This is a genomic window from Rhizobium sp. SYY.PMSO (assembly GCF_046840415.1).
Classification (GTDB): domain Bacteria; phylum Pseudomonadota; class Alphaproteobacteria; order Rhizobiales; family Rhizobiaceae; genus Rhizobium.
Genome location: NZ_CP177350.1, coordinates 120,879 through 143,327, shown reverse-complemented (window position 1 = coordinate 143,327; position 22,449 = coordinate 120,879). Strand labels below are relative to the sequence as shown.

Here is a 22,449-nt window from a genome sequence, read left to right as displayed (position 1 = left end):
ACCGCGGAGCCGCCACCATGTCCCTTGACGATATCCATTACCAGCCGCTGACCGCCGTTGCGGAGCATCTCCGCAAGCGGCACATCTCGCCGGTGGAACTGACGGAAGCGATCCTGTCGCGCATCCGCAAGCTCGACCCCGGCCTCAAGGCCTATACGACCGTGACGGCCGATCTGGCGATGCAGCAGGCAAGGGCGGCCGAAGCCGAAATCGCCAAGGGAATCTATCGCAGCCCGATGCATGGCGTGCCGATCGCAGTGAAGGATCTGTGCTTCACCAAGGGGATCACCACGACGGGCGGCATGACGATGTATGCCGACTTCAAGCCCGATCACGATGCCACCGTCGTTACGAAACTCGCGGATGCCGGGGCAGTCTTGCTCGGTAAACTGCACATGACCGAGGGCGCGACGCTTGAGCATCACCCCGATATGCCCGAGCCGGTCAATCCCTGGAAAAACGATCTTTGGACCGGTGTGTCCTCCTCTGGATCGGGCGTTTCGACCGCTGCAGGTCTGGCCTATGCGACGATCGGCTCGGATACCGGAGGCTCGATCCGCTTCCCGTCCGCCTGCAATGGCTTGACTGGCGTCAAGCCGACCTGGGGTCGCATCAGTCGCTACGGCATTTTCGACCTTGCCGCCACCTTCGACCATCTCGGGCCGATGGCGCGCTCGGCCGCGGACGCCGCAGCAATGCTGCAGGCGCTTGCGGGTTGGGACCCGAAGGACACGACCTCGTTGCTATTGCCGGTTCCGAATTACCTCGACGAGTTGGACGGCATCTATGGTGCTCGTGGCGTACGGATCGGCATCGACTGGGATTATGTCGCTGATGACGCCGACCCGGTCACCATCGGCTTCATCAAGGATGCGATCGGCGAACTGGCGGCGATCGGCGCCGTGACAAGCGAAGTCAAATTTCCCTCTACCGACGCGTTGCTGAAATATGCCATGTCAATGACGATGGCGGAAATGGCGGCGCACCACGAAAAGACCTATCCCTCGCAAAAAGAAAAATATGGACGCTGGATCACCGAGGGCATGGAAGCCGGCCGCAACGCCAATCCAGTCGATATCGGCAAGGGCATCATCGAGCGTTACAAATTCCGCGGCGCCGTGGTCAGCATGTTCAGCGACATCGATATCTTCGTCATGCCAGTCTTCCGACTGGGCACGCCGACCTGGACCGAAGTGCGCGCTGCCGTCGGCAAGGATTTCAACATCATCGGCAAATTCACCTCGCCTTTCAACGCCACGGGCATTCCCACCGTGACGCTGCCTTGCGGCTTTACCGCCGACGGTCGCCCGGTCGCCCTGCAACTGGCGGGAATCCATGGTTCGGAAGCCATGCTGCTGAGGGTGGCTCACGCTTACCAGCAGGCGACCGATTGGCACACCCGGCGTCCGCCTGGCTTGTGAACTTCACGGACAAGCCGTTCAGACAGATCATGGAAATGCCAGAGGTCCGCTATCACCTGATAGCGGACCTCTGGCCGAACCGTTTCAAACCGGCTTCATTTACTGAATGAGCTCACGCAGCAGGTTGCGTAACTCGGCAGCGCCTTCCGAGTCGAGCAATTCGACGAGCCGCTGTTCCTGAGCCGTGGAGATCCCGCGCAGACGCTTGAACAGCGCCTTACCGGCCGGGGCAGTCAAAATGAGCACTCGCCTGCGATCATGCGGATCGGGAGATCGGTAAACCAGGCCTTCAGCCACCATCCGGTCGACGATCTTCGTCAGAGTCGCCGGTTCGACGAGAGATTGCTCGGCAATCTCTCCCATCGCGCAGGGTTCGCCTGCATCGAGCACTTCGAGAATCCTGAACTGGTCGATTGGGACACCGCCCGGGCGCAGCCTCTCTTCCAATTCGCTCTCGAGCTGACGGTTCACGCTCGCGATCATATAGGCGAGCTGATCCTTCATATGCTTCGCGGTCATGCTCCCTCCCATTATCGGTTTTTCATTAGTTTCAATTTCTATAAATTCCGATCGCTGATCATATCCGCCATGATCGTCTCATCGATATGGTCGACCGACATCAATGGAATCAACACCGCCGACTGGCGTTCTGGATACCAGAGAGACTTTCTTTTGACAATATTTCAATTTCAACAAAATTGGAATGTTGATCGCGCGCATCACCCGATCGGGTAGGGTCGCGAGAAGATGGAATCCGGCGGGACGCTAAGGCGTCAGCGCGGCGACGACCTGTAACGTGACGCCATCAGCCCGCCCCATGTAGACAGAAGGCCATTGACCGACGGGCTTGCCCCCAAGCCAATGCCGCGCCTTCGGTCGCGACATTGGCTGATGCAGATGGTTGGCGAGAATGCGGCTGTCGCGCGTCCGCAGATTTCCGGCAAGACCGGCAAGAACATGCAGCCCCTCATAGAACCCGACGCTTGCCGCCGAGACAGGCGGCGCGAACTCGCCGAATGCGCTGTGATAGAGCTCCAGAAAATGATCGTTCGAGCGCGAATGATGGTCGGCGAAATAGCTCGCCGCCGTAAAGAGGTTGTTCGAAGCGTCGGAGCCGATGCCGCAGATGATGGTTTCGTCCACGATCAACCCGAAACGCAGCATCTTTTCGTCGAGGCCGGCGGCGGCGAATGCCCGGTTGAATTCGACCGCACTCAGGCCAACCAAGGCCTGAATGACCACCTGCGCGCCACTCTGGGCAATCTGCCGGAGCAGATCCGTATAATCTTCCATTTTGGTCGGCACAATCGCCTGGCCGACTAGATGGGTGCCTTGTGCGCGCATCAGCCGCTGGGTGGTCGCAAGCGCCATATGCGGCCAGATATAATTGTTGCCGACAAAGAAATAGCGCTCCGCATGTTTTTCGCTCCGCAGCCATTGCAGGGCCGGTGCCATCAGCTCCTGATCCGTGCTTCCAATGGCGACCGTTGAAGGACCGCAGGCGATCCCTTCATATTGCGGGGTATAGATATAAGGCACGGTGCTCGCCACGCGCTCGCTGACGGCATCGCGGATATTGCTGGGATGACCACCGACGATCGCATCTACGCCGTCGATCTCGACAAGCGTATCGACCGCATTCAAGGCCTCGTTCACCGAGAAACCGCAATCCCCGAAGACGATCTCGATCTCCTCGCCCAGAATGCCGCCGGCGGCATTGATCTCCGCTGCGCCCACCACCGCAGCCGCGTCCATCGCCGGCGCCCATATGCCCGCGACGCCGCTTCGAGGATGCAACAAGCCGATCTTCATGCGTTCACCCTTTCCATGAGCCGGTGCCGGCGAGGCGCGAAGTTTCGCCCGTTACAACATTTGAAAGAGAAAGCATTTCCCCAATAGGACAGGACACCATGCAACGCGGCAGCCCCGATGTCAAACGATTGATGCATATTTCAGCGAAAATTAAGAGCGCACAAATATTGGGCAAATTGAGGCCAAAACAAAGACTTGTAATTTCGATATTTTCATATTTGATTATCATATCTCGTAGGAAGGAGTTTGCCATGCATACCGTTTCCATTCCGCAGCATGTCGTCGAGCGCGGTCGCAAGCAGCGCGGCGGCAAGGAGCATATTTTCGATGTGCTCGACATGAGCAAGGTTGCCCATGTGATCGTCGATCTCCAGAAAGGATTCGTCGGCGAAGGCGCTCCGGTCGAGGTTCCGCTGACACGTGAGATCTTCGAAAACGTCAACGCCATCTCTCAGGCCGTGCGCGACGGCGGCGGCCTTAATGTCTTCCTGCGGTACACTTACGATCCGCACGAGCAGCTACCGTGGAACGTCTGGTTTGAAAACTACATGGACGAAAGGCAATTTGCTCTGATGAAAGAAGCCTTCGCCCGCGGCGCGGACGACTGGCAACTGTCGAGCGAGCTCGATGTCGCCGCCGGAGATCTGATCGTCGACAAGACGCGGTTCTCCGCGCTCATTCCAGGCACCTGCGATCTGGATCAGCAGCTCAAGGCCCGCGGGATCGACACGCTGATCATCACGGGAACGCTGACGAATTGCTGCTGCGAGAGCACGGCGCGAGATGCGCTGCAAATGGGTTACAATGTGATTTTCCTGACGGACGCCAACGCCACATTGAGCGACGAAGAACATAACGCGACATTGATCAGTATGGCCGCGATTTTCGCCGATGTGGTAGATACCTGCCATCTGCTCGCCTTGATAGACAAGTCCGTCAAGATGAAAGCCGCAGCGTAGAATTCCGCTGGCCTGGCCGACGGATACTGGGCCGCCCCAATTCTCCATTCCCGCCATGCATTTTGGAGCAGCATCGCATGAACGCCTTGGCCGAAACCGCCCTGGACCCCGAAATTGACTTGATGGAACTGACAATTGCAGATGTCCGGCAGGCTTTCGATCGAGGCAGCTATACATCCGAAGCGCTGACGAAGGCGTACTTGAAGCGCATCGAGCGTTACGAGCCTTATTATAACGCCTTCACCTTCATGAACCCGGCAGCGCTTGCGGACGCGAAAGCGGCCGACGAGCGGCGCGGCGCCGGCAAGGCGCTTGGCCCCCTCGATGGAATTGCGGTCGTCGTCAAGGAGGCCATGGATTTTGCCGGCTTGCCCTCGACGGGAGGCTGGGCGCCGCTTTCCAGCGCGGCCGGCGGCTTCGACCTCATACCGGAGCGCGACGCGCCTGTCGTCGCCAGGCTGAAGGCTGCCGGAGCAGTCATCCTCGGCAAGACGAATATTCCCGCCTTCAGCCATGACGACACCCGCGCCAATACGAGCTGGGACGGACCGACCTTCAACGCGGTCGATCGCACCATCGCTCCGGGCGCCAGCTCGAGTGGCACGGCGGCGGCCGTCTCCGGAAATTTTGCCCTTCTCGGACTCGCGGAGGAGACCGGCGGCTCAATCCAGAACCCAGCAGCGGCACAGAGCCTCGTCAGCGTCAAGCCGACCTTCGCGCTCGTGCCCAATAGCGGCGTCACGCCGCTTGCCGGATCGACGCGCGATGTCGTCGGGCCTCATGCCCGCACGGTCACCGACGCGGCGCTGCTTCTCAATGTCATCGCCGGCTATACGGCGGAGGACGCCAAGACGGTCGCAGCCATCGGCAACGTTCCGGAAGCGGGCTATGCGAGCAAGCTTAGCTTGACGGCCCTGAAGGGGGCGCGCATCGGCCTCTATGGCGAGGGTTGGCGCGATGATGCGCTATCGCCCGAGGCCCGGACGCTTTATCTGGCAGCTGTCGACGACATCAGGGCGCGCGGTGCGATCACCGTCGACGACCCTTTCCGGTGCAGCGACTTCGCAAGCCTCGCCGACAGGACCGAACGCTTCGACGCACGGGGTATGGAATCCCTGGCTTACGATTTCGACAACTATCTGCGTCGCATGGGACCGTCTGCCGCCGCGAATTCCCTGCAAGAGCTGCAGAAGATGTTGAAGGTCGATCCGTTTGTCGATGACGACCTCCTCGGCAAGCACGTAAAACTGATGCCCGTTCTCAGGAGATCGCTGGAAAATCCTTCAATCGTTCCCGATCTCAGCGAATTTCTCGCCGTACGCCAACGCTATCTGAAGACATTCGATGCGGTGATGACGCAATACGATCTCGACGTGCTCGCTTTCCCGCAATCCTCGGCCGAACTGCCCGGCATATTCGAAGAGAAGGAATATCCGTCCACCACCGTCTCGGAGATCAATATAGCTGGCCTGCCGGCAGTCACTGTTCCCGCCGGACAATATAAAAACGGCGCTCCCTTCAGCCTGATATTGATCGGCCGTATGTGGTCAGAAGCCGATCTGCTGGCCTACGCCTATGATTACGAACAGGCTACCCACCACAGGATCGTGCCACAACTGGAGGAGAGCGTTTACGAGAGAGCTGAAGACTAACCAGCGGACGCCTGCCGTCGAGCCCCGGTATGAACGCGAGGTCCAGATCCTCGTCTGGCGCGATCGGAATTGTCCGATTCCCTGAGTTTATCCCTGTTGCAAGGCGGGACACTCCGCGCCCATCGTTGGTCTCAGTCTACTCACCCGATTCAGTTGACATTTAAAACAATATTGCGTGGGGATGAGGCAGACCTGATCTCAAATTCCTCTTTGATCCTCTCTGCAGGGCGGGCGGGCACCGGTCCAGGCTTGAGGCGTTCACTATGGAATTGCTCCGTGGGGAGTATTGGCGCTGCTGGACCGGCTTGGGATAAAAACGAAGCGGTGCGTAATTGCGGAGACTATGGCTCTGGCTGCCGAGGTAAAGTGTCATTGCAGCGCTCAGCGGCTCCGACGCTGGCTCTCCCATAAACGCCACACACGAACAGCTGCGCTCGCAATGATACGGCTCGGGATTACGCAATCCACCCCCAAATACGGCTGCGGTCTCAGCTAGCATTTCCATGACTGAATCGAATGGTTTTGCAAATCGCTCGCGTTCTGCTCCAGGCTACCAATACTGAGGAGCATGATATCTGGCCCTTCAGAACAAAAGCCGTAGTAATGGCTAAAGCAGAGCCCCTTGCTGCCCTGCAGTGATCGTGAAACTGCCCAAGCGCTGAAAACCGTGCAATTGCTTGCCGTCGAACTGACAAACCCGACCTGCTGCTTTCACTGACACGGCCATGCCCCACTTCGAGGAGAGAAACACGATCCGCGTCGGCAACGACGTGCTAACCGCACCACAGATGTCCTGTGTATCGGTGGCCGTGCCGCGATTCTGAATGGGCGGTACCTATCCACCCGACCGTGTCTAAATTCTGGCCGAGTGTCGTGACAGAAGACCGCACTCGATTACACCTTCAGAGAGATTAAAACTTCTTGCATTACGGGCGGCAAGCACAGAAGTGCTAGACGTTATAAACCGCTAAGCTCAATGACATCAGCGTAACTAGCGTGATGTCTGCTAACAACGAATGTGATATCCTAGCCGCCGTTTGAAGAGTGATACTCATCAATCAACTGCTTATAGCGAACAAAATCGAAACCTTAAGCTTCCGCATTCGTTCTGGCGTTTCAAGATAAGTGGGCACCACGGAATGGTAAGCGTCGTCAATCAGCGGGCCGTCATAGACGATGTCTCCCGATAGCAGAATGCCGGACTTTCTCTCGAACAGGGCGATCCCACCGGGCGGATGGATGATCTCGAACGCACGGTCACCCGGATCTATGGCGTCGCCCTGACCGAGAAGGTGCTGCGCCGGCGCAGCTTCGATCCTGTATCGGTCGCGTAGCGACCGGCAAGCGTCCATTCGTTGCGCGGATCGGCGAGAATCGGCGCCTTGATGCAGTGAACGCACCGCTGCGGGAATTCATGACGGCACCCGATATAATCGAAATGCGCATGGCTGGCCACGCATATCAGCGGCCGTTCTATGACTAGCGCGACATGCCGTTTCAGGCTGACATTACCGAGCCGCCGTTTCTCGCTTCTGCGCCTGAAACCGGCGGATCGAAAGACCAGCAGTCCAAAGGTCAGCAGACCTCCGAGCAACAATGACTCGTCGAGTTCGATCGTTTCCTCGACTGGCATCACCTGGCCCTCGGAACGAAAGATATCGACCTCGAAGGCGACATAGATCATCATCAGCATGACCACGAGAAGAACCGCCAGATCCTGCAGACTGACGCGATGTCTCACAATGAAGCTCCAAAGGCGAGACACTGGACGCGAATCTGCAGGAACATGACCGATCATTGCAATCCTTTGGCTGTTTGTAGGATCTTCATCCGGAACTCGTCGGCGGGCATCGGCTTTCCGAAAAAGTAACCTTGCGCCCGTTTGCATCCCAGACATTTCAAGATATCTGCTTGCGCTTCTGTTTCCATGCCCTCGGCGATCACCTCCAGCTTCAGACTTTCCCCGAGCGCCAACACGGCGCCGACGATGGCTGCATCATCCGGATCATCCTCGATATCGCGAACGAACTCGCGATCGATTTTCAGCCGCGTCAGGGGATACTTCTTGAGCAGGCTAAGGGACGCAAAGCCCGTCCCGTAGTCGTCGAAGGCAATGCCGATGCCGGTACTGCGGATCGCTCGCAGTGGTGCGACGACATCATCCTCAAGACTTAAGACCGTGGTTTCCGTTATCTCGAGCTCCAGCAGATGCGGAGGCAAACCACTCTCTGACAGCGCTTTAGAAATATCATTTTCGAGACTCCCATCACGTAGTTGAGCGGCAAAGAGATTGACACCCACCTGGAGCTCGATGCCCTTTTCAACGAGATCTGCAGCGAAACTGCAGGCAGATCGGATGATCCAGCGCCCGACATCGACTGCTATGTTGCTGAGTTCCAGCACCGGCAGGAATGCGGCAGGCGGCAACAGGCCGCGCTCCGGATGGCGCCACCTCAGGAGTGCCTCGGCCCCGACGATCGCCCTGGTGTGGAGATCGACCTGGGGCTGGAAGAACAGCTCGAATTCCCCTGCGGCAAAGGCACGATGCAGGTCTTCAGCGATACGACGTTGTTCGTCGGCTTTGCGGCCCATTTCGGGTCTGAAGAGTTCGAAGACGCCGCCGCCTCTCGACTTCGCCTCATGCAATGCCAGCAATGCCGCCTTCAAAACGGCATTGGCGTCATCGAAGCCTTGATCCTCGGAGCATTGCACAGCGCCGATGCTGGCCCCAACGTGTGCCACAAGGCCGGAGACGAGGAAAGGCTGTGCAAAACACCGAAGAACGGCGATGGCCATCGAATTGAAGTCGCCGGCTCTGGCAAGGATTCCGAACTCGTCACCGCCTAGCCGGGCGACCAGCACCTGTCTGCCGGCGGCTTTGCCGATCCGCTCGGCTGTCTGCTTGAGCACCCGGTCGCCCGCCGCCATCCCCATCGTGCCATTGATTTCGCCTAGCTTGTCCAAGCCGATTTTCAGAATGAAGAAGGGTGAGCCTGCTCGCAGCGCCTCATCGATCTCCTCCAGAAATCGCGAGCGATTAGGAAGATCGGTCAAACGATCAAACGACGTCAGATATCGCAGATGTTCCTGCATCAGGTGTCGCTGCGAGACATCGCGGAGGATCAGCCCGTGATGGGCCCGTCCGTCTTCCTCCCACCGCGCCACCGAAAGCTCGATCGGCAGCTTCATGCCGTCATTTTTTAGCGCTAGAAGTTCGACAGGCTGTTGATGGCTTGAACGTGCCCCCTCACCCGGTTCGAGCAGTTTCAGGAATGAGGAAAGAGATTCCACAGGGATCAATCGCTCGACCGGCTGGCCGGTGACCTCGCGGCGGGTATAGCCGAACATGGCGGCTGCGGCCGGATTCCAAAACGTGATCCGGCGCTGTGCATCGATGCCGACTAGCCCGTCAAGTGTCGCCGCAGCAAAGCTGAAGGCAGCTTTCTTTAAATCATTGAACCGACGCCGCTCAAGGTGATCCATCGTCACCTGGGCCAGTCGCTTGAGGTTCTGGATCTGCTCTAGCGACAAGGGCGCCCTGGGTTTGCTGTCGATGATGCAGATGGAACCGATGTTGTGACCGTCGCTGGTGGTTAGAGGCGCCCCAGCATAGAAACGGATGGATGGAGCCGCCGTCACTAAAGGGTTATTGCGAAAGCGATCATCGTTCATGGCATCGGGAATGACCATGACATCGTTCTTCACGATCGTATGGGCGCAGAAGGACGCATCGCGCGAGGTCTCTGAGGCTTCGAAACCGATGCGTGCCTTGAACGTTTGGCGATCCTTCTCGACGAAGGAGATGAGTGCCGTCGGTACGTCGAAGATTTCGGCGGCCAGTTTGGCGACGTGATCGAATTCCGGCTCCGGCGGCGTACCGACAACGCCATACTCGTTCAACGCGGCCAGACGTTCATGCTCGTTGGCGGGTATAGGATGATATCTACTCATGCAAAAAATCCATCAAAAGCCGCAATCATTACCACCGCTTCTCTATTCTTCTATATCACTCGATACTAATTTAAGCTCCCGAAATCGTTAAAAGTAATGACACTCAAGGTAAATGAAACCTCGTCAATAGGGTTCCGCAATGGCATAAGGCATAGGCTAATCTCGTTGAACGAGAGTTGGTTCTGTGCTGCCGACAGTCGATGCGTCGCAGACAGGCCCTCTATGCTGACCTCTGGATTGCGGCTAAAACATTTATATGATCGGCGATCAGTATGCTCCAGGCTTGCGAGCATACTGATTCCGGTTCCTGAAGAAATGACCGAACGAAAGGCCGTTATCTTCGGCCGAAACGGAGAATATCCATGGCTGAAGAACACGAACAGCTAATTGACGCCGCTCTCGCTCTTGACGGCACGATACATCAGAAGACCAGCACTCCCTCTCCCGCCGGTAACGTGCCGGAGGATGCGACAGATGTGCCAACTGAGAGAAATTATGGCGCGGAGCGGTTCGCCGCAAACGCAAACAGGGCTGATCGAGCGCCGGGCGAGAATTTGGGACGAGAGGGGTTGAATTGCTGATTACACAAGGCGCCGCCCGAAACGAGCGCATCAATCTCAACCTGGCATGCTCACTTGCCGGTATCGCCGGCGCGCTCAACGCCTCAGCCTTCTATGCGGTGGGTTTCTTCTCCGCCAATATGACCGGCAATGTCTCGACCCTCTCCGACCATATCGCAACGATGGAATGGTTGCCGGCCCTTTTTTACCTGGCGATCGTGCTTGTCTTTATTCTCGGCGCCGCCCTGTCCTCGATCATGATCAATGCCGGCAGACGGCGAGGCACCCCCGGGATCTATGCTTACAGCATTCTGACCGAAGCATTGCTCCTACTGCCACTTGCTGGAGTAGATCTCCTCCTGGCGGCCAGCGCCTGGCGTGTAACGATCCTTGTGCTGGGACTTGCCTTCCTGATGGGATTGCAGAACGCAACGGTGACGCGGATCTCGGACGCAAGGGTCCGGACAACCCATGTATCCGGTATGGCCACCGACATCGGCATCGAACTTGGCATCGCGTTGGACATTTTGCGCGGCAAGGATGACGGCGCCCATTCGATCGATAACCGAGCGAAACTGCGCCTGCATCTGCTGACAATCGGTTCCTTTCTTATCGGCGGTGTGATCGGCGTGCTGCTTTATCAGGCGATCGCTGGGTATCTGCTCATCGTTGCGTCGGCTCTTCTACTGGCAATTGCTCTCAGAGGCCTTCATCGAACCCGCGCTCTCGCGAAGACAACCGCCACTCGAAGGCTGCAGTAGCCAAAGTGGGAGCTATCGCCTCCGGCCCCCGCAACATTCCCGCGCCGAGCGTCGAATTCAATCCGCACGGATAATCAGTTTCTTGCTGCCATGGGTGCCATCGAATAAGCAATGCCTCTGGCAACCTAGTGAAGCCATCGATGAACTCCTCGCCGCAAATGATCTTGCCGCTTGTCACCAAAGGCGTCAGATCGATCCCCCGAATGACGAACCGAAGGTCCGAGTCCATTTTGATCCTCGCTGATGCCCGAAATTTTGCGATCTCAACCAGCATCTGGAAGAGAAGGTCAGAGCGCATGCCGAGCTAAAGGACATTGAGGCGCGATTGCTATATGCCTGCGGCCAAAAGGCCGCAAAGCTCATTCCGGGCTATTACGACCTTCCGCACCTGATTTACGATGCGGAAATCCGTTGCCGGATCCACTCGGCTGAGTAAGCCTTTTCCCTTTGGCGAGCCACGCCCAGCGAAGAATGGGGGAGATTTTAACCAATAAACCTCGTTAGAAATATACATCAGAAATAATATTATTAAAATAAGAGAATTCAATCAGACTAGGCAATTGAAATGCAGAGATATCATCACTTGACGGAAGGTATTTTCCGGCCGGAAGAACTGAACGTATTGCAAATGATCTTTAACGAAATCATCAAGCAGCCATAGTTCGATTTGAACGAATTCAGCCTCGAGGCTTTCGCAGGCCAGGTAATCCAACTTTACCGAAGCGGATCGACTGATTTTGATCAATTAAAGGACTTTAGCGTCCTAACGGCACGCGCCCATTTCAGCCGAGACGATATACATGAAAGGCAGAAAGCAGCAGAGCTGCTTCATAAAGCTCAGCGGCGATCATTATCCACCGACGATTAGATAATCACAAATCGGGACCGTCGACAGAAAGCCGCCATCTCCCGTTCGAATCCCTCAATTGCAGCAACGGCCCAAGGCTCAAGCGGGAAGGCATCGTCCTTGTCAGGAAGTTTGAAGGTAAAGGGCGCACGCAATAGTTGACGAAGAAACTTCACTTTGGGGTCCCCGAAAAGAGACCTGGCTTATCGTCCTCGTGATGTCCGCCGCGCTAGGTCTCTGCCGCATAAGGCGATGCGGCATGCAGCCCTTAGTATCCGCTAAATGAACGCAAGATGAACCGGCTTCGCCTTGCTACTTTTGTAACACAGTTCATCAGATCTAATTGCCCTGCGATATCTTATCCAAGTGCGAGAAATACAAAATTTGCGCGCCACTCTTCTAGAGGCCACCCTTCCCCAAGATGGCGGGTTTCTCCTTCTGACTGCGCACTAACGCCCGCGCCGAGCGTCAAACACCGGGGGCGATGAGATGTCCGTCGGCGAGCTTGCCGGGCATGTCGGTCTGAGCCAGTCTGCCCTCTCCCAGCGCCTTGGACAATTGCGCCAGGCGCAGGTGGTTTCGACTCGTCGCGACGCCCAAAACGTCTATTATTCGACAAGGCGTGCGGGCTTTTCTCGCCGGCTTCGCTTCAGCGGCTGCCGACTTCCCCTTCGTCAGGCGACACTGCTTGTAATACGTTGGAGACACGCCGTCGGCGACTCCGTCCTTGCCAAATTGGCAGATGTCATTCGAGGCGAAGTTCGAAAGAGGTGGCGTCATCCCATGATGACTTGAAGATCCCGGAATTCGTGGCCTAGTCTGTCGGGCAACCGAGGGCTTCGGTTTTTAGGCTGCGATCGTCTCCTGATGCAATTCCGTTCGGTTTCGTCCTGCCGCTTTGGAGCGGTACAATGCGCCGTCCGCATTGTGCAGCAAGCGGTCGAGGTCGATCGGTGGCGATTGCCGCGCGACGCCGATGCTCAGCGTCGGCGATATCGACAAGCCGCCTTGTGCGGCGACCTCTTCGAGAAACCCGTGGCGTAACGCTTCAGCGCGATGGATCGCATCAGCCTCAGAGATGTCTCGCAGCAGCACAACGAATTCGTCGCCGCCGAGGCGCGCAACCACGTCGCCACTTTCGACAACGCTTCGGATAGAAGCGACCAGGCGGACAAGAAGAGAGTCGCCTGCGGCGTGGCCGTGCCTGTCGTTGACAGCCTTGAAGTGATCCATGTCGATGAGCAGCGCGGTCACCGAGGCATTTTTCAGTCTGATAAAAGCGAGGGCAAGGCCGGTCCGGTTGAGCGCTCCTGTTAGCGGATCGGTATTGGCACGGGTGTTGATCTCGTGATGGGCCTGCTCGGCCGCCATCCACGTCATGACCATCGTTCTAAGAACGACGAAGAGCACCGCGAACATCGCCAGCAGCGTATGCGCTGCGCTGTTGTCGAACAGTGCGGCGTCACCGATCTCCCCGCCAGCAGCAAACAAGGCGCGGCTCGCGAAAATAACGGCGCTAAATGAATAAAGGCCGGTGAGGATCCAGGCGGAGCGTAATCCTCCGTTCCGCGCGAGATTGATACTCTCACGGACGATAAGAAGATCAACAATGCAACAGATCAATGAACCGAAGACGATCCGCGCTGACGTATCAAGGGGACCGTCAAGCCCTGTAAAAACGACGGAGCCGAGAAAGATGACAAATATGAGCCAGCGCGGATGCAACGGTCGGCCGGCAAACACACGCACGGCCGCAAGCATGCAGACGTAACCCACCCAGGTGATGATATTGCCAAGCTCGATCGAGACAAGCGCCGACGCATGATCTCGCAGCGCGATCATGAACGTGCCAGCCCCAATGAGGAGATTGGATATTCCCCACCAGAGCGGCCAGCGGCCGAACCTGCCGATGAAAAACACGCCCAGCTGAAGAACGCCAAGCAGTGCCACCGTCAGCGAGGTGACTACATATATCGTCCTGAGATCGAGCATCGCCGCCGCATGCACTCCGCTGCGTTTGCCGTCTTCTAAACAAAAGAGGTGAGAAAGCGCTTAGGAGAAACGTTAAATTGCGACGCAGTTATTCACTCGATCAGAACTCCTCCCAATCGGATGCCTTGATTGCTAGTGCCGCGCTCGTGCCACCACTTCGCACTGCTGCTGTCCGGACCCGGACAGGTGCGGGCTGAGCGACGGAGCTTTTTGGCACAGGCGCGGATGATGGCCTTGCCTTGTGAGCATCATCAAACTTGAACTGCTCGAGCAGTTCGAACAGCGCGGCGGCTTCTCGGGCCAGACTGTGGCTGGCCGCTGTCTGTTCCTCGACCATGGCCGCATTCTGCTGCGTTCCCTGATCGACCGTGTTGACCGCCTGGTTGATCTCGCCAAGCGCGGTCGACTGTTCGCGTGAGGCTTCGACGATAGCGACGACATTCGAGTTGATGTCGTTGACCTGCGTGGCGATCTCCTGCAGTGCTAAGCCGGCTTTCGTGACCAACGATACGCCGTTCTGGACATAGCCCCCCGATGCGGTGATCAGGGTCTTGATCTCTTTGGCGGCGGTAGCCGAGCGCTGCGCCAGCTCTCGTACTTCCTGGGCGACAACAGCAAAACCCTTGCCGGCATCCCCTGCCCGTGCCGCTTCGACGCCGGCATTCAGCGCCAGAAGGTTGGTCTGGAAGGCGATCTCATCAATGACACCAATGATGTTGGAGATCTCGCGTGAGGAATTCTCGATCTGGTCCATGGCGCCGATCGCATCGCGAACGACCTGACCGGAATGCTCGGCATGCTGACGGGTGCGACCGACCAGTTGCCCCGCCTCTTCGGCGCGACTGCTGGAATCCTTGACTGTGGTTGTGATCTCCTCGAGTGCAGCGGCCGTTTCTTCGATCGAGGCCGCCTGCTGCTCGGTTCGCTTCGCTAGTTCGTCGGCAGCCGAGCGGATCTCGCTCGACCCGGATGCGATCGCCCGGGCATTGCCGGCCACCGTCGCCATCGCATGTTTCAGCTTGTCGGAGGCCGAATTGAAGTCGACGCGGAGCCGTTCGAGGGCCGGAATGAAGGGCTTTTCTATGCTCTGGGACAGGTCACCATCGGCAAACCTGGTGAGGCAGCCTGCAAGCTGCTCGACATTCTCCACCCGGCCGGTGACGTCGGTTGCAAACTTCACGACCTTGAACACCTTGCCGTTCATGTCGAAAATCGGGTTGTAGGACGCCTGGATATGGACCTTTCGGCCGCCCTTGCCGATGCGCATGAATTCGTCGGCCACCAGTTCGCCCGCTCCGAGCTTTCTCCAGAACTCCCGGTAATCCGGCGAATGCACATAGGAGGCCTCGCAGAACATCGAGTGGTGTTTGCCCTGGATTTCCGGGAGCGAATAGCCGATAGCCGAAAGGAAGTTCTCGTTTGCCGTCAGCACCTCGCCGGCGGGCGTGAACTCGATGATCGCCTGCGCTCGTGACAGCGCCTCGATCTTGCCGGCGTCCTCGGCCGTCTTCAGTTTCTGACCGGTGATATCGGTCGCGATCTTGATGACCTTGACCGGCTTGCCGCGGCGGATGACGGGATTGTAAGACGCCTCGATCCAGACTTCCTTGCCGCCTTTTCCGATGCGCTTGTACTGCTGCTGGTCGAACTGACCGGCGGCGAGCTTCGCCCAGAAAGCCTTGTACTGCGGCGACTTCACGTAATCGGGTTCGACAAACATGCTATGATGTTTGCCGACGATCTCAGACAGCTCGTAGCCAAGCGCCCGGCAGAAGTTTTCGTTGGCGTTCAGAATTTTGCCAGACAGATCGAATTCGATCATCGCCTGGGATTTGGACAGCGCGGCAAGCACCGCGACAGCATTGGCACCGCGATCAAGAATATTCATGTCATCGTTCCCCGATGAATACAGTGTGGTCATGCCGAGCCACACTCCCAATATTGGCATAAGCACATTAATCATGATTTAATGATAATTTTAACGTTTATCAGGTCAGATTCAGCGGGAGATGGAACGCCTTCAGAGAGCCCGCGCATGCCAAGATCAGATCTCGACGAACGCGGCCGCATCGCCAATCCGCGCTTGCGCGAATTCAATCGCTACATCAAGCACGGTATGGCCGGGATTATCCATCTGGTGATCGAAAAAGCGCCTGGAGACACGCAGTCCGTCCAGTTCTCACTCACGCCCGAGCAATGCTGTGAGATCGCCGAGAACCTTCTGATCTGCGCCCAGGTGATCGAATACGAACGGCCGCCCCTCCGCAATAGCGTTTCCTGCGGCCAAAACAATATCCCCTCACATGGAAGCCTGCACGCTGTTTGCCTCTGGCCCGGCAAACGGTGACGTACATTGCCGCCGTGCGCCACTGAACGCCCGGTAGGAGTTGTCGCCTGGCTGATAGGAGGCGTGTTGGCTTGAGCACCACCGCACATGGGCCGCATTCTGGCTTTGCGGGGTCTGCTGAGGAGCTGTCGTCTGCGCGACCGTTTCGAAGGACGAAGTCTGAGGCGACCGACACGCCTGGCGGGGACCGCCGCCGAAGGGTTGATAAGTATTATCTTCGACCCGATAGGAGCTATACCTCTCCCGGCACCAGGAAACATGCGCCTGCGCTGCGTCAACCAACTGTGACTGGGTCTCGTTGACGGCGACGAATGACCCCGTCTCAACCTTTGCATGCTCATTCGTTTGAGATGGCATGTTGCTTCCCGCGACCAGCAATGTGGGCAACCGTTGGTAGGCCTGATGATCACGGTCGATTCTTATTGGCGTATTGGTCCACAGCGGTGAATCCAGATTGGTAAACTCATGCCTGCTCTGTGAGGCGCCAAGCGCCGAGACGATCTGGCAGGCGCCCATCATCAATGGCAAGCAACATGCGGCCAGAAACAAACCTGTGAGAATAGACTTCATGTCGTGGATCCCGTTTCGCGATGCAGAAATGCGCTGCACCGATTTGGGTTCCCGGCTCATGATCCCAGCTGGACGAACATGGTGAATACAAGGCTCGCGACGGAGTATGCGGCACGAACCCAAGCAACTCGCCCTGCAAGAATGTAAACGGATAAATTTTCGACTTCTCGTCGCTTGTGCGAAATTTTAATCCTAATCCGCCAGCGCGAACAAAACACTACCAGGTTAGCCGCGTCTCCTGCTGATGGACGAACCCTTCGCCGCGCTCGAGGCCCTGGCCCGGCGCAAGATGCAGGAAGAGCTGCTAACACTGTGGGAAGACGTGCGGTTTACCCTGCTGTTCGCCACCCATTCCATCGAGCGGCGCGTGTCGGCGCCACAGCGCCTCTGGCAACTGCCTGGCTGCGAAAATGCTTGATCCTGGTCTTTCTCGCTGCCCGATGGGAGATTGTCGCGCGACTTCAGGAAAATGACCTTCTCCTGCCGTCGTTCACACAGACACTTCAAGCGTTCTGCGAGGATTTTGCCAACGGGGTCTTGCCTGGCCGGACAGCGAACTCCATCGATATTCTGGCGAAAGGATACATTGCAGGGGTCATTCAGGCATTCGTGCTGACATCGCTTGCCGTATCCAGCCAGTTCGGCCGCGATTTCTTGTCCACGTTGACGTCCAGCTCAATCCTTTACCGCCGATCGCGCTCCGACCGCTCGGACTGCTGTGGTTTGGGCTCGGCCAGGGAAGCCTGATCTTCGTGCTGATCCATTCGGTACTCTGGCCGCTCGCGCTCAACATGTATACGGGGTTCACCAGCGTGCCGGAGACCCTACGCATGACAGGCCGCAATTATGGCGTGCGCGGGTTGCGCTACGTCTTCCTTATTCTTGTGCCGGCAGCCCTGCCGTCGATCATCGCCGGTCTTAAGATCGGCTGGGCCTTCGCGTGGCGGACATTGATTGCCGCAGAACTTGTCTTCGGCGCATCTTCTGGCCGTGGCGGGCTCGGCTGGTATATTTTTCAGAACCGCAACGAACTCTACACCGACCGGGTGTTCGCGGGCCTTATGACGGTCATCCTCGGCCTTCTCGTCGAGAATGTCCTGTTTCGGCAGCTGGAGCGCACACGATCCTGAAGTGGGGAATGACGCGCTAGAATGGCTGACGGACGATGACAATCCAGAAAAATATGTGGTCGGCATAACTGACCATATGATCGGAAGGCCGGACCTTGAGGCCAAAGTGCTCGGGAACGACGTCGAAATCGATTTCTTCGCAACAACAGATGAGGATCTGTTTGACGCCGATCGCCTCGCGAGACTGGACGCTCTGATGGTTTGGGGCGCGCGGCTCACCTCACAAAGCATATCCCGCCTGCGGCGCTGCCGGGGCGTTGTGCGCTATGACGTCCGCTATGAAAAGATCGACCTGGCGGCATTGGCAAACGCAGGCATTCCCTTCGCCAACAATCCCGATTACGGCACCGAGGAAGTTGCCGACCACGCGATCGCCATGATCCTCTCGCTCCATGGCGCCTTTGGGAACACGGTGCGCGCGCCCGCGATTATAAGTCCGGCTGGCAGATCTATAGCCTGAAGCCACTTCCCCGTTCGAACCGGACAACGGTCGGCATCATCGACGTTGGCCGGAGTGCACGGCGGTCGTCAATCGGCTGAAGCCGTTCGGCTTCCGCATCCTCATGATCCCGGTCAGCCGTCGGCCATGAAAAAGCTGTCGGTTACGAGCGCGTGGAACACCTTGCCGATATTCTCGGCCAGTCAGACGTCGACACACTTCATTGTCCGGTAACGACCGACACCGGCGGCCTCGCTTGCCTGAAACCCAGAGCCATCCTCGTCAACACCGCTCGCGGAGAGCTCCTTGAAGCTACATTGCGCAGCGGCCGTCTTGCGGCGGCGGCAATCGACACGCTCGCTCAGGAACCGCCCGGCCAGCATTCTCTGCTGTCGGCATGGCGAAGCCGTGAGGACTGGCTTGCCGGCCGGCTTATCATCACTCCCCATTTGCATTCTATTCCGATCATGCGGCGGTCGAAATGCGTACCAATGCAGCAAGGACGGTAAGGGTCCTTCTCGATGAAGGCCGGCTGCAAAATCGTGCGGCTGCCTGATAATGCGCGACTTTCGACAACCCAATCTGCACCAACCAAAAGTGACGTCATGACCAATCGCTCCGAATTTCTGTGGTACATTCCAAACGACGTCAAGGCGGGCCACAGGGGTGATGCAGCCGCCGATAATCACAACAGTCTGGATACGTTGACTGCCCAAGCCAAGGCACTCGAGGATCACGGCTGGAAAGGGGCGCTGATCGGAACCGGCTGGGGCCGCCTGGACACGTTTACGATCGCAGCAGCGCTTGCCGCCCGCACGAACACGTTCGAGCCATTGATTGCTGTGCGCCCCGGCTATTAGCGCCCGGCGAATTTCGCGTCCGCCGCCGCGACACTTGATCACCTGACCGGCGGTCGCGTTCGGGTCAACGTTGTCTCCGGTCAGGATGATCTTGTTGCTTATGGGGACAACGAAGGCGATCAGTCGCAGCGCTACGCCCGAACGAAGGAGTTCATGCGACTGATCCGCAGGCTATGGACCGAAGAGAATGTGACATTCGCCGGTGATCATTTCCACGTGACGGGCTCCACAGTGGCGCCCCGGCTCCAAGTACAGAGAGATCGCTGCCATCCGAAGATTTACTTCGGCGGCGCGTCGCAAGCCGCCTAACGAGTGTCCGCGACCGAGGCCGACGTCCAGCTGTTCTGGGGCTGATGCCGAAGCGCGGGTCGCGGCGATGGCTGAGGGAAGGAGTGGCAGTTGGAGCGACCATAAGGCAGGTGCGGTCGGTCAGCAGCGGTTGCTTGACCTCAACAAGCGCGACGATGTGCTTGACGACAATCTTTATACCGCTCCTGGCAAGTTTGGGGGCGGTGGTGCTGGCACCACGTGGCACGGCGGATCAGCTGACGATGTGGCTCGATCGCTTCGCAAGTATGAAGATCTCGGCATTAAGCACTTTATCTTGTCGGACACTCCGTATCTGCAGGAGATCAAGCGTCAGGGCGACCGGCTGCTACCACTCCTGCGATAGTGGCCAGAGCCATGCAGCAGGTCCGGAAACACGCCCGCCTGCCATTGCCTGCGGCTACAACCGCACCCCAGTGCGTGCGTCTACGGGGTATCATCGAGGGGTCGTGGTGAAGATAAGCAAGAAACTGCCTTAAATCCCGCATGTTGAACGGACGACAAGATGTGGCGCGCCATGTTAGCCCAGAGAATGCGAGGCAAGACTATAGACAATCGGGCCGCCGTCTCGTCCCGTGCCGTAAACGGCGTCTTCCCTCATCACCATGGTCGTTACTGTATTGTGGACACCGAGGCCGCATTGCTGGACGAAGGATGCAAAGGCACCGCTGTCGAAATGCGTGTCGATCCGCAGGAAACCGCCGACATGGGCGGCGATGTGAGGGTGGGTGACTTGGATCGCATCCGCATCGCAGGTGGCAACGACCGGGCCGACCACATGCCCGCGTCCGAAACGGCGGCGCATCGAATAGGCGCGCAGCCTGTCCCTTTCGTAAATACCATAGGTGATGGAACTGTCGAACAGCCGTAGAAGATGCTGGCGGCGAGCCGCACCGAAAGCGGGCGCATCGAGCGCGATGATCGCCTCCAGATCGCTGCGATCGAGCCGCCTCAGAGTAAGCCCGGCTTCTATGGGCGCAATCGGCGCCGGCGCAAGTGCGGTTCCCTGGCACTGATAGACCGTGCCCTTCTGAATGAAGCCGAGCGAGACATAAAGCCGCCGCGCTTCGCGCGTCGAATTCAGCCGAACACAGTCGTGACCGCAATCGGTCATGATCCGTTGCATCAGCCATTTGGCGGCTCCATTGGCCTGCAGCCTGGGTGACGTCACCAGCATGCCGAAAGTGGCAAAGCCTTCGCCATGGGGAAACCACATGGCGGAGGCGCCGACCCGGCCGATCTCGTCCAGCGCGACATAGCCCTTGCCGATATCAAGAAGATGCTGCCAGTCGGCAGCCCGGTGCGGCCAGCCGACGGAAATCGACAGGGCCTGCAACTGCGCCATCTCGACATTCGCAACATCGGCGAAGCGCATCTCGAAATTATCGACATTCAATGCCTGAGGCAGATTGCTATCCATCATTCACCCAGCCGAGACGGCACACCCTGTTCCGGATCGTACGTCCGGATATCCCGACAGTCATCCTAACCACCATTCGGCGAAACATTTCACTGCTGAAGCACGATGCAGCACAAGATTTGACCGTATCCCTTCCGCTTTCGGCAGCCATTTCATTTGCATCACTCTAACCTTGATCCTTGAGATTGGTGCACCTGCTCTGCGCAAGCCCCGGTTCGCGGAGGCAAGTTCATAGCATCTGGAGGCAGAAACGATGGCGATGCGCGTCCTGGAGATTCTGGAAAAGCTGGTCGGCTTTCCGTCCGTCGTCGGCACGCCGAATGGCGAGATCGTCGAATGGATCGCCGATTATCTTAAATCCCTCGGTATACGCGCGCATGTCCTGCCCGGTCCGGAAGGCGACAGGGCAAATCTATTGGCGACGATCGGCCCGGATGACCGGCCAGGTTATATCCTCTCCGGCCACATGGATGTCGTGCCTGCCGCCGAGGCCGGCTGGAACAGCGATCCTTTTCGCACGCGGATCGAGGATGACAGGATCTACGGCCGCGGCACGAGCGACATGAAGGGGTTTATGGCGGCCGTTCTTGCTGCAGTGCCGGCAATGATCTCCAGGCCGCTTTCCCGTCCCATCCATCTCGCCTTTTCCTATGACGAGGAAGCCGGTTGCCGCGGCGTGCCGCACCTGCTGGTCCGCCTGCCCGATCTCTGCAGGTCTCCCCTTGGCGCCATCATCGGCGAGCCGAGCGGAATGCGGGCGATCCTGGCGCATAAGGGCAAGGCCGCCGCCAGATTGACACTCAAAGGCCGTTCCGGCCACTCCTCGCGGCCAGATCTCGGCCTCAATGCCATCCATGCCATGACCGAAGTGCAGCAGGCCGCCATTGCCGCAGCCGAAGCGCTGGCACAAGGCCCGTTCGAGGCGGAATTCGAGCCACCCTATTCGTCGCTTTCGATCGGCAGGATCAGCGGCGGCCAGGCCGTCAACATCATTCCAGAGCTTTGCAGCATCGAACTGGAGGCACGTGCCATCTCTTCCGCCGTCCCTGAAACCCTGCTCCAGCCGATGCACGCCGCCGCCGAAAAGCTGGCGGCCAAGGGGTTTGGCGTCGATTGGGAGAACCTGAGCAGCTATCCGGCTCTGCTTCTGCCTCCCACCTCGCCGCTCGCCGGCCTCCTGCGGGATCTGACGGGATATGCGCCGCTCGCCGCCGTCAGCTATGGAACCGAGGCCGGCCTTTACCAGCAGGCTGGCATGGATGCGATCATCTGCGGGCCCGGCGACATTGCGCGGGCGCACAAGCCGAATGAATTTATTAAGACCGGCGAACTCGCCGCCTGCCAGGCAATGATCGAAGCCCTCGGCGACAGGTGCCGAGCAGAAACATGACGGCCAAGAAC

Annotated in this window: 16 protein-coding genes and 4 pseudogenes; 12 read left to right on the top strand and 8 right to left on the bottom strand. The window is 58.1% G+C overall.

Annotation, left to right across the window (positions count from 1 at the left end):
• The first annotated feature begins 17 nt into the window (after nucleotides 1-17).
• Complete coding sequence (locus tag ACJJVH_RS18945) at nucleotides 18-1,421, top strand: amidase (RefSeq protein WP_412065735.1); 1,404 nt, start codon at nucleotides 18-20, stop codon at nucleotides 1,419-1,421.
• 99 nt (nucleotides 1,422-1,520) lie between these two features.
• Here ACJJVH_RS18945 and ACJJVH_RS18940 read toward each other — a convergent pair whose 3' ends face one another.
• Nucleotides 1,521-1,940, bottom strand: a complete 420-nt coding sequence (locus ACJJVH_RS18940) for a MarR family winged helix-turn-helix transcriptional regulator (RefSeq protein ID WP_412065734.1) — start codon at nucleotides 1,938-1,940, stop codon at nucleotides 1,521-1,523.
• Nucleotides 1,941-2,186: 246 nt separating this feature from the next.
• The gene (locus ACJJVH_RS18935) at nucleotides 2,187-3,233 is read right to left on the bottom strand and encodes a substrate-binding domain-containing protein (protein WP_412065733.1); all 1,047 of its coding nucleotides are present in this window, start codon (nucleotides 3,231-3,233) and stop codon (nucleotides 2,187-2,189) included.
• Between the two features lie 98 nt (nucleotides 3,234-3,331).
• Between ACJJVH_RS18935 and ACJJVH_RS18930 the strand changes: the two genes are divergently transcribed.
• On the top strand, nucleotides 3,332-4,192 hold the full coding sequence (locus ACJJVH_RS18930) for a cysteine hydrolase family protein (RefSeq protein WP_412065732.1): 861 nt from the start codon (nucleotides 3,332-3,334) through the stop codon (nucleotides 4,190-4,192).
• Nucleotides 4,193-4,269: 77 nt separating this feature from the next.
• Nucleotides 4,270-5,844 carry an amidase gene (locus tag ACJJVH_RS18925; protein WP_412065731.1) on the top strand — a complete coding sequence of 525 codons (1,575 nt, stop codon included), beginning with the start codon at nucleotides 4,270-4,272 and terminating at the stop codon, nucleotides 5,842-5,844.
• Between the two features lie 1,267 nt (nucleotides 5,845-7,111).
• On the opposite strand, the gene ACJJVH_RS18920 is transcribed toward ACJJVH_RS18925, so the two are convergent.
• On the bottom strand, nucleotides 7,112-7,585 hold the full coding sequence (locus ACJJVH_RS18920; protein WP_412065730.1) for a hypothetical protein: 474 nt from the start codon (nucleotides 7,583-7,585) through the stop codon (nucleotides 7,112-7,114).
• Nucleotides 7,586-7,638: 53 nt separating this feature from the next.
• A complete protein-coding gene (locus ACJJVH_RS18915; protein WP_412065729.1) occupies nucleotides 7,639-9,795 on the bottom strand; it encodes an EAL domain-containing protein in 2,157 nt (718 codons plus the stop codon).
• Nucleotides 9,796-10,369: 574 nt separating this feature from the next.
• Between ACJJVH_RS18915 and ACJJVH_RS18910 the strand changes: the two genes are divergently transcribed.
• Together ACJJVH_RS18910 and ACJJVH_RS18905 are read left to right on the top strand one after the other, a co-directional pair.
• Complete coding sequence (locus ACJJVH_RS18910; RefSeq protein WP_412065728.1) at nucleotides 10,370-11,116, top strand: YoaK family protein; 747 nt, start codon at nucleotides 10,370-10,372, stop codon at nucleotides 11,114-11,116.
• A 1,330-nt stretch (nucleotides 11,117-12,446) separates the two neighbouring features.
• Nucleotides 12,447-12,581 (top strand): annotated as a pseudogene (locus ACJJVH_RS18905) (ArsR/SmtB family transcription factor); the annotation flags it as partial.
• 228 nt (nucleotides 12,582-12,809) lie between these two features.
• Here ACJJVH_RS18905 and ACJJVH_RS18900 read toward each other — a convergent pair.
• Both ACJJVH_RS18900 and ACJJVH_RS18895 read right to left on the bottom strand, forming a co-directional pair.
• Entirely contained in the window at nucleotides 12,810-13,955 is a 1,146-nt protein-coding gene (locus ACJJVH_RS18900; protein WP_412065727.1) for a GGDEF domain-containing protein, read from the bottom strand.
• 100 nt (nucleotides 13,956-14,055) lie between these two features.
• Nucleotides 14,056-15,843 carry a methyl-accepting chemotaxis protein gene (locus tag ACJJVH_RS18895; protein WP_412065726.1) on the bottom strand — a complete coding sequence of 596 codons (1,788 nt, stop codon included), beginning with the start codon at nucleotides 15,841-15,843 and terminating at the stop codon, nucleotides 14,056-14,058.
• Between the two features lie 147 nt (nucleotides 15,844-15,990).
• On the opposite strand from ACJJVH_RS18895, the gene ACJJVH_RS18890 reads away from it, so the two are divergent.
• On the top strand, nucleotides 15,991-16,302 hold the full coding sequence (locus ACJJVH_RS18890; RefSeq protein ID WP_412065725.1) for a hypothetical protein: 312 nt from the start codon (nucleotides 15,991-15,993) through the stop codon (nucleotides 16,300-16,302).
• Here the strand turns inward: ACJJVH_RS18890 and ACJJVH_RS18885 are convergent.
• Nucleotides 16,255-16,872 (bottom strand): BA14K family protein, encoded by a 618-nt coding sequence (locus ACJJVH_RS18885; protein ID WP_412065724.1) that lies wholly within the window; start codon nucleotides 16,870-16,872, stop codon nucleotides 16,255-16,257. The two genes, ACJJVH_RS18890 and ACJJVH_RS18885, sit on opposite strands and share 48 nt — an antisense overlap.
• A 229-nt stretch (nucleotides 16,873-17,101) precedes the next feature.
• Here ACJJVH_RS18885 and ACJJVH_RS18880 point away from each other — a divergent pair.
• The 5 genes and pseudogenes from ACJJVH_RS18880 to ACJJVH_RS18860 all read left to right on the top strand — a co-directional run.
• Nucleotides 17,102-17,260 (top strand): annotated as a pseudogene (locus ACJJVH_RS18880) (ABC transporter ATP-binding protein); the annotation flags it as partial.
• Nucleotides 17,185-18,022, top strand: a pseudogene (locus ACJJVH_RS18875) (ABC transporter permease). The pseudogenes ACJJVH_RS18880 and ACJJVH_RS18875, both read left to right, overlap by 76 nt.
• A gap of 56 nt (nucleotides 18,023-18,078) precedes the next feature.
• Complete coding sequence (locus ACJJVH_RS18870) at nucleotides 18,079-18,462, top strand: hydroxyacid dehydrogenase (RefSeq protein ID WP_412066231.1); 384 nt, start codon at nucleotides 18,079-18,081, stop codon at nucleotides 18,460-18,462.
• Nucleotides 18,463-18,614: 152 nt separating this feature from the next.
• Nucleotides 18,615-18,950 carry an NAD(P)-dependent oxidoreductase gene (locus ACJJVH_RS18865; RefSeq protein WP_412065723.1) on the top strand — a complete coding sequence of 112 codons (336 nt, stop codon included), beginning with the start codon at nucleotides 18,615-18,617 and terminating at the stop codon, nucleotides 18,948-18,950.
• A 96-nt stretch (nucleotides 18,951-19,046) separates the two neighbouring features.
• Nucleotides 19,047-19,974 (top strand): annotated as a pseudogene (locus ACJJVH_RS18860) (LLM class flavin-dependent oxidoreductase).
• Between the two features lie 174 nt (nucleotides 19,975-20,148).
• On the opposite strand, the gene ACJJVH_RS18855 reads toward ACJJVH_RS18860, so the two are convergent.
• Nucleotides 20,149-21,051: a GNAT family N-acetyltransferase gene (locus ACJJVH_RS18855; RefSeq protein ID WP_412065722.1), complete on the bottom strand. Its 903-nt coding sequence runs from the start codon at nucleotides 21,049-21,051 to the stop codon at nucleotides 20,149-20,151.
• 256 nt (nucleotides 21,052-21,307) lie between these two features.
• On the opposite strand from ACJJVH_RS18855, the gene argE reads away from it, so the two are divergent.
• Nucleotides 21,308-22,438, top strand: coding sequence for an acetylornithine deacetylase (gene argE, locus ACJJVH_RS18850; RefSeq protein ID WP_412066230.1), 1,131 nt, complete (start codon nucleotides 21,308-21,310; stop codon nucleotides 22,436-22,438).
• Nucleotides 22,439-22,449 lie beyond the last annotated feature (11 nt).

What these genes read in the sequence shown, in the direction of transcription:
- ACJJVH_RS18945 (WP_412065735.1), top strand. Translation starts at nt 18, where the DNA reads ATGTCCCTTGACGATATCCATTACCAGCCGCTGACCGCCGTTGCGGAG.
- ACJJVH_RS18940 (WP_412065734.1), bottom strand. Translation starts at nt 1,940, where the DNA reads ATGACCGCGAAGCATATGAAGGATCAGCTCGCCTATATGATCGCGAGC.
- ACJJVH_RS18935 (WP_412065733.1), bottom strand. Translation starts at nt 3,233, where the DNA reads ATGAAGATCGGCTTGTTGCATCCTCGAAGCGGCGTCGCGGGCATATGG.
- ACJJVH_RS18930 (WP_412065732.1), top strand. Translation starts at nt 3,332, where the DNA reads ATGCAACGCGGCAGCCCCGATGTCAAACGATTGATGCATATTTCAGCG.
- ACJJVH_RS18925 (WP_412065731.1), top strand. Translation starts at nt 4,270, where the DNA reads ATGAACGCCTTGGCCGAAACCGCCCTGGACCCCGAAATTGACTTGATG.
- ACJJVH_RS18915 (WP_412065729.1), bottom strand. Translation starts at nt 9,795, where the DNA reads ATGAGTAGATATCATCCTATACCCGCCAACGAGCATGAACGTCTGGCC.
- ACJJVH_RS18900 (WP_412065727.1), bottom strand. Translation starts at nt 13,955, where the DNA reads ATGCTCGATCTCAGGACGATATATGTAGTCACCTCGCTGACGGTGGCA.
- ACJJVH_RS18895 (WP_412065726.1), bottom strand. Translation starts at nt 15,843, where the DNA reads ATGAATATTCTTGATCGCGGTGCCAATGCTGTCGCGGTGCTTGCCGCG.
- ACJJVH_RS18890 (WP_412065725.1), top strand. Translation starts at nt 15,991, where the DNA reads ATGCCAAGATCAGATCTCGACGAACGCGGCCGCATCGCCAATCCGCGC.
- ACJJVH_RS18885 (WP_412065724.1), bottom strand. Translation starts at nt 16,872, where the DNA reads ATGAAGTCTATTCTCACAGGTTTGTTTCTGGCCGCATGTTGCTTGCCA.
- ACJJVH_RS18870 (WP_412066231.1), top strand. Translation starts at nt 18,079, where the DNA reads ATGATCGGAAGGCCGGACCTTGAGGCCAAAGTGCTCGGGAACGACGTC.
- ACJJVH_RS18855 (WP_412065722.1), bottom strand. Translation starts at nt 21,051, where the DNA reads ATGATGGATAGCAATCTGCCTCAGGCATTGAATGTCGATAATTTCGAG.
- argE (WP_412066230.1), top strand. Translation starts at nt 21,308, where the DNA reads ATGCGCGTCCTGGAGATTCTGGAAAAGCTGGTCGGCTTTCCGTCCGTC.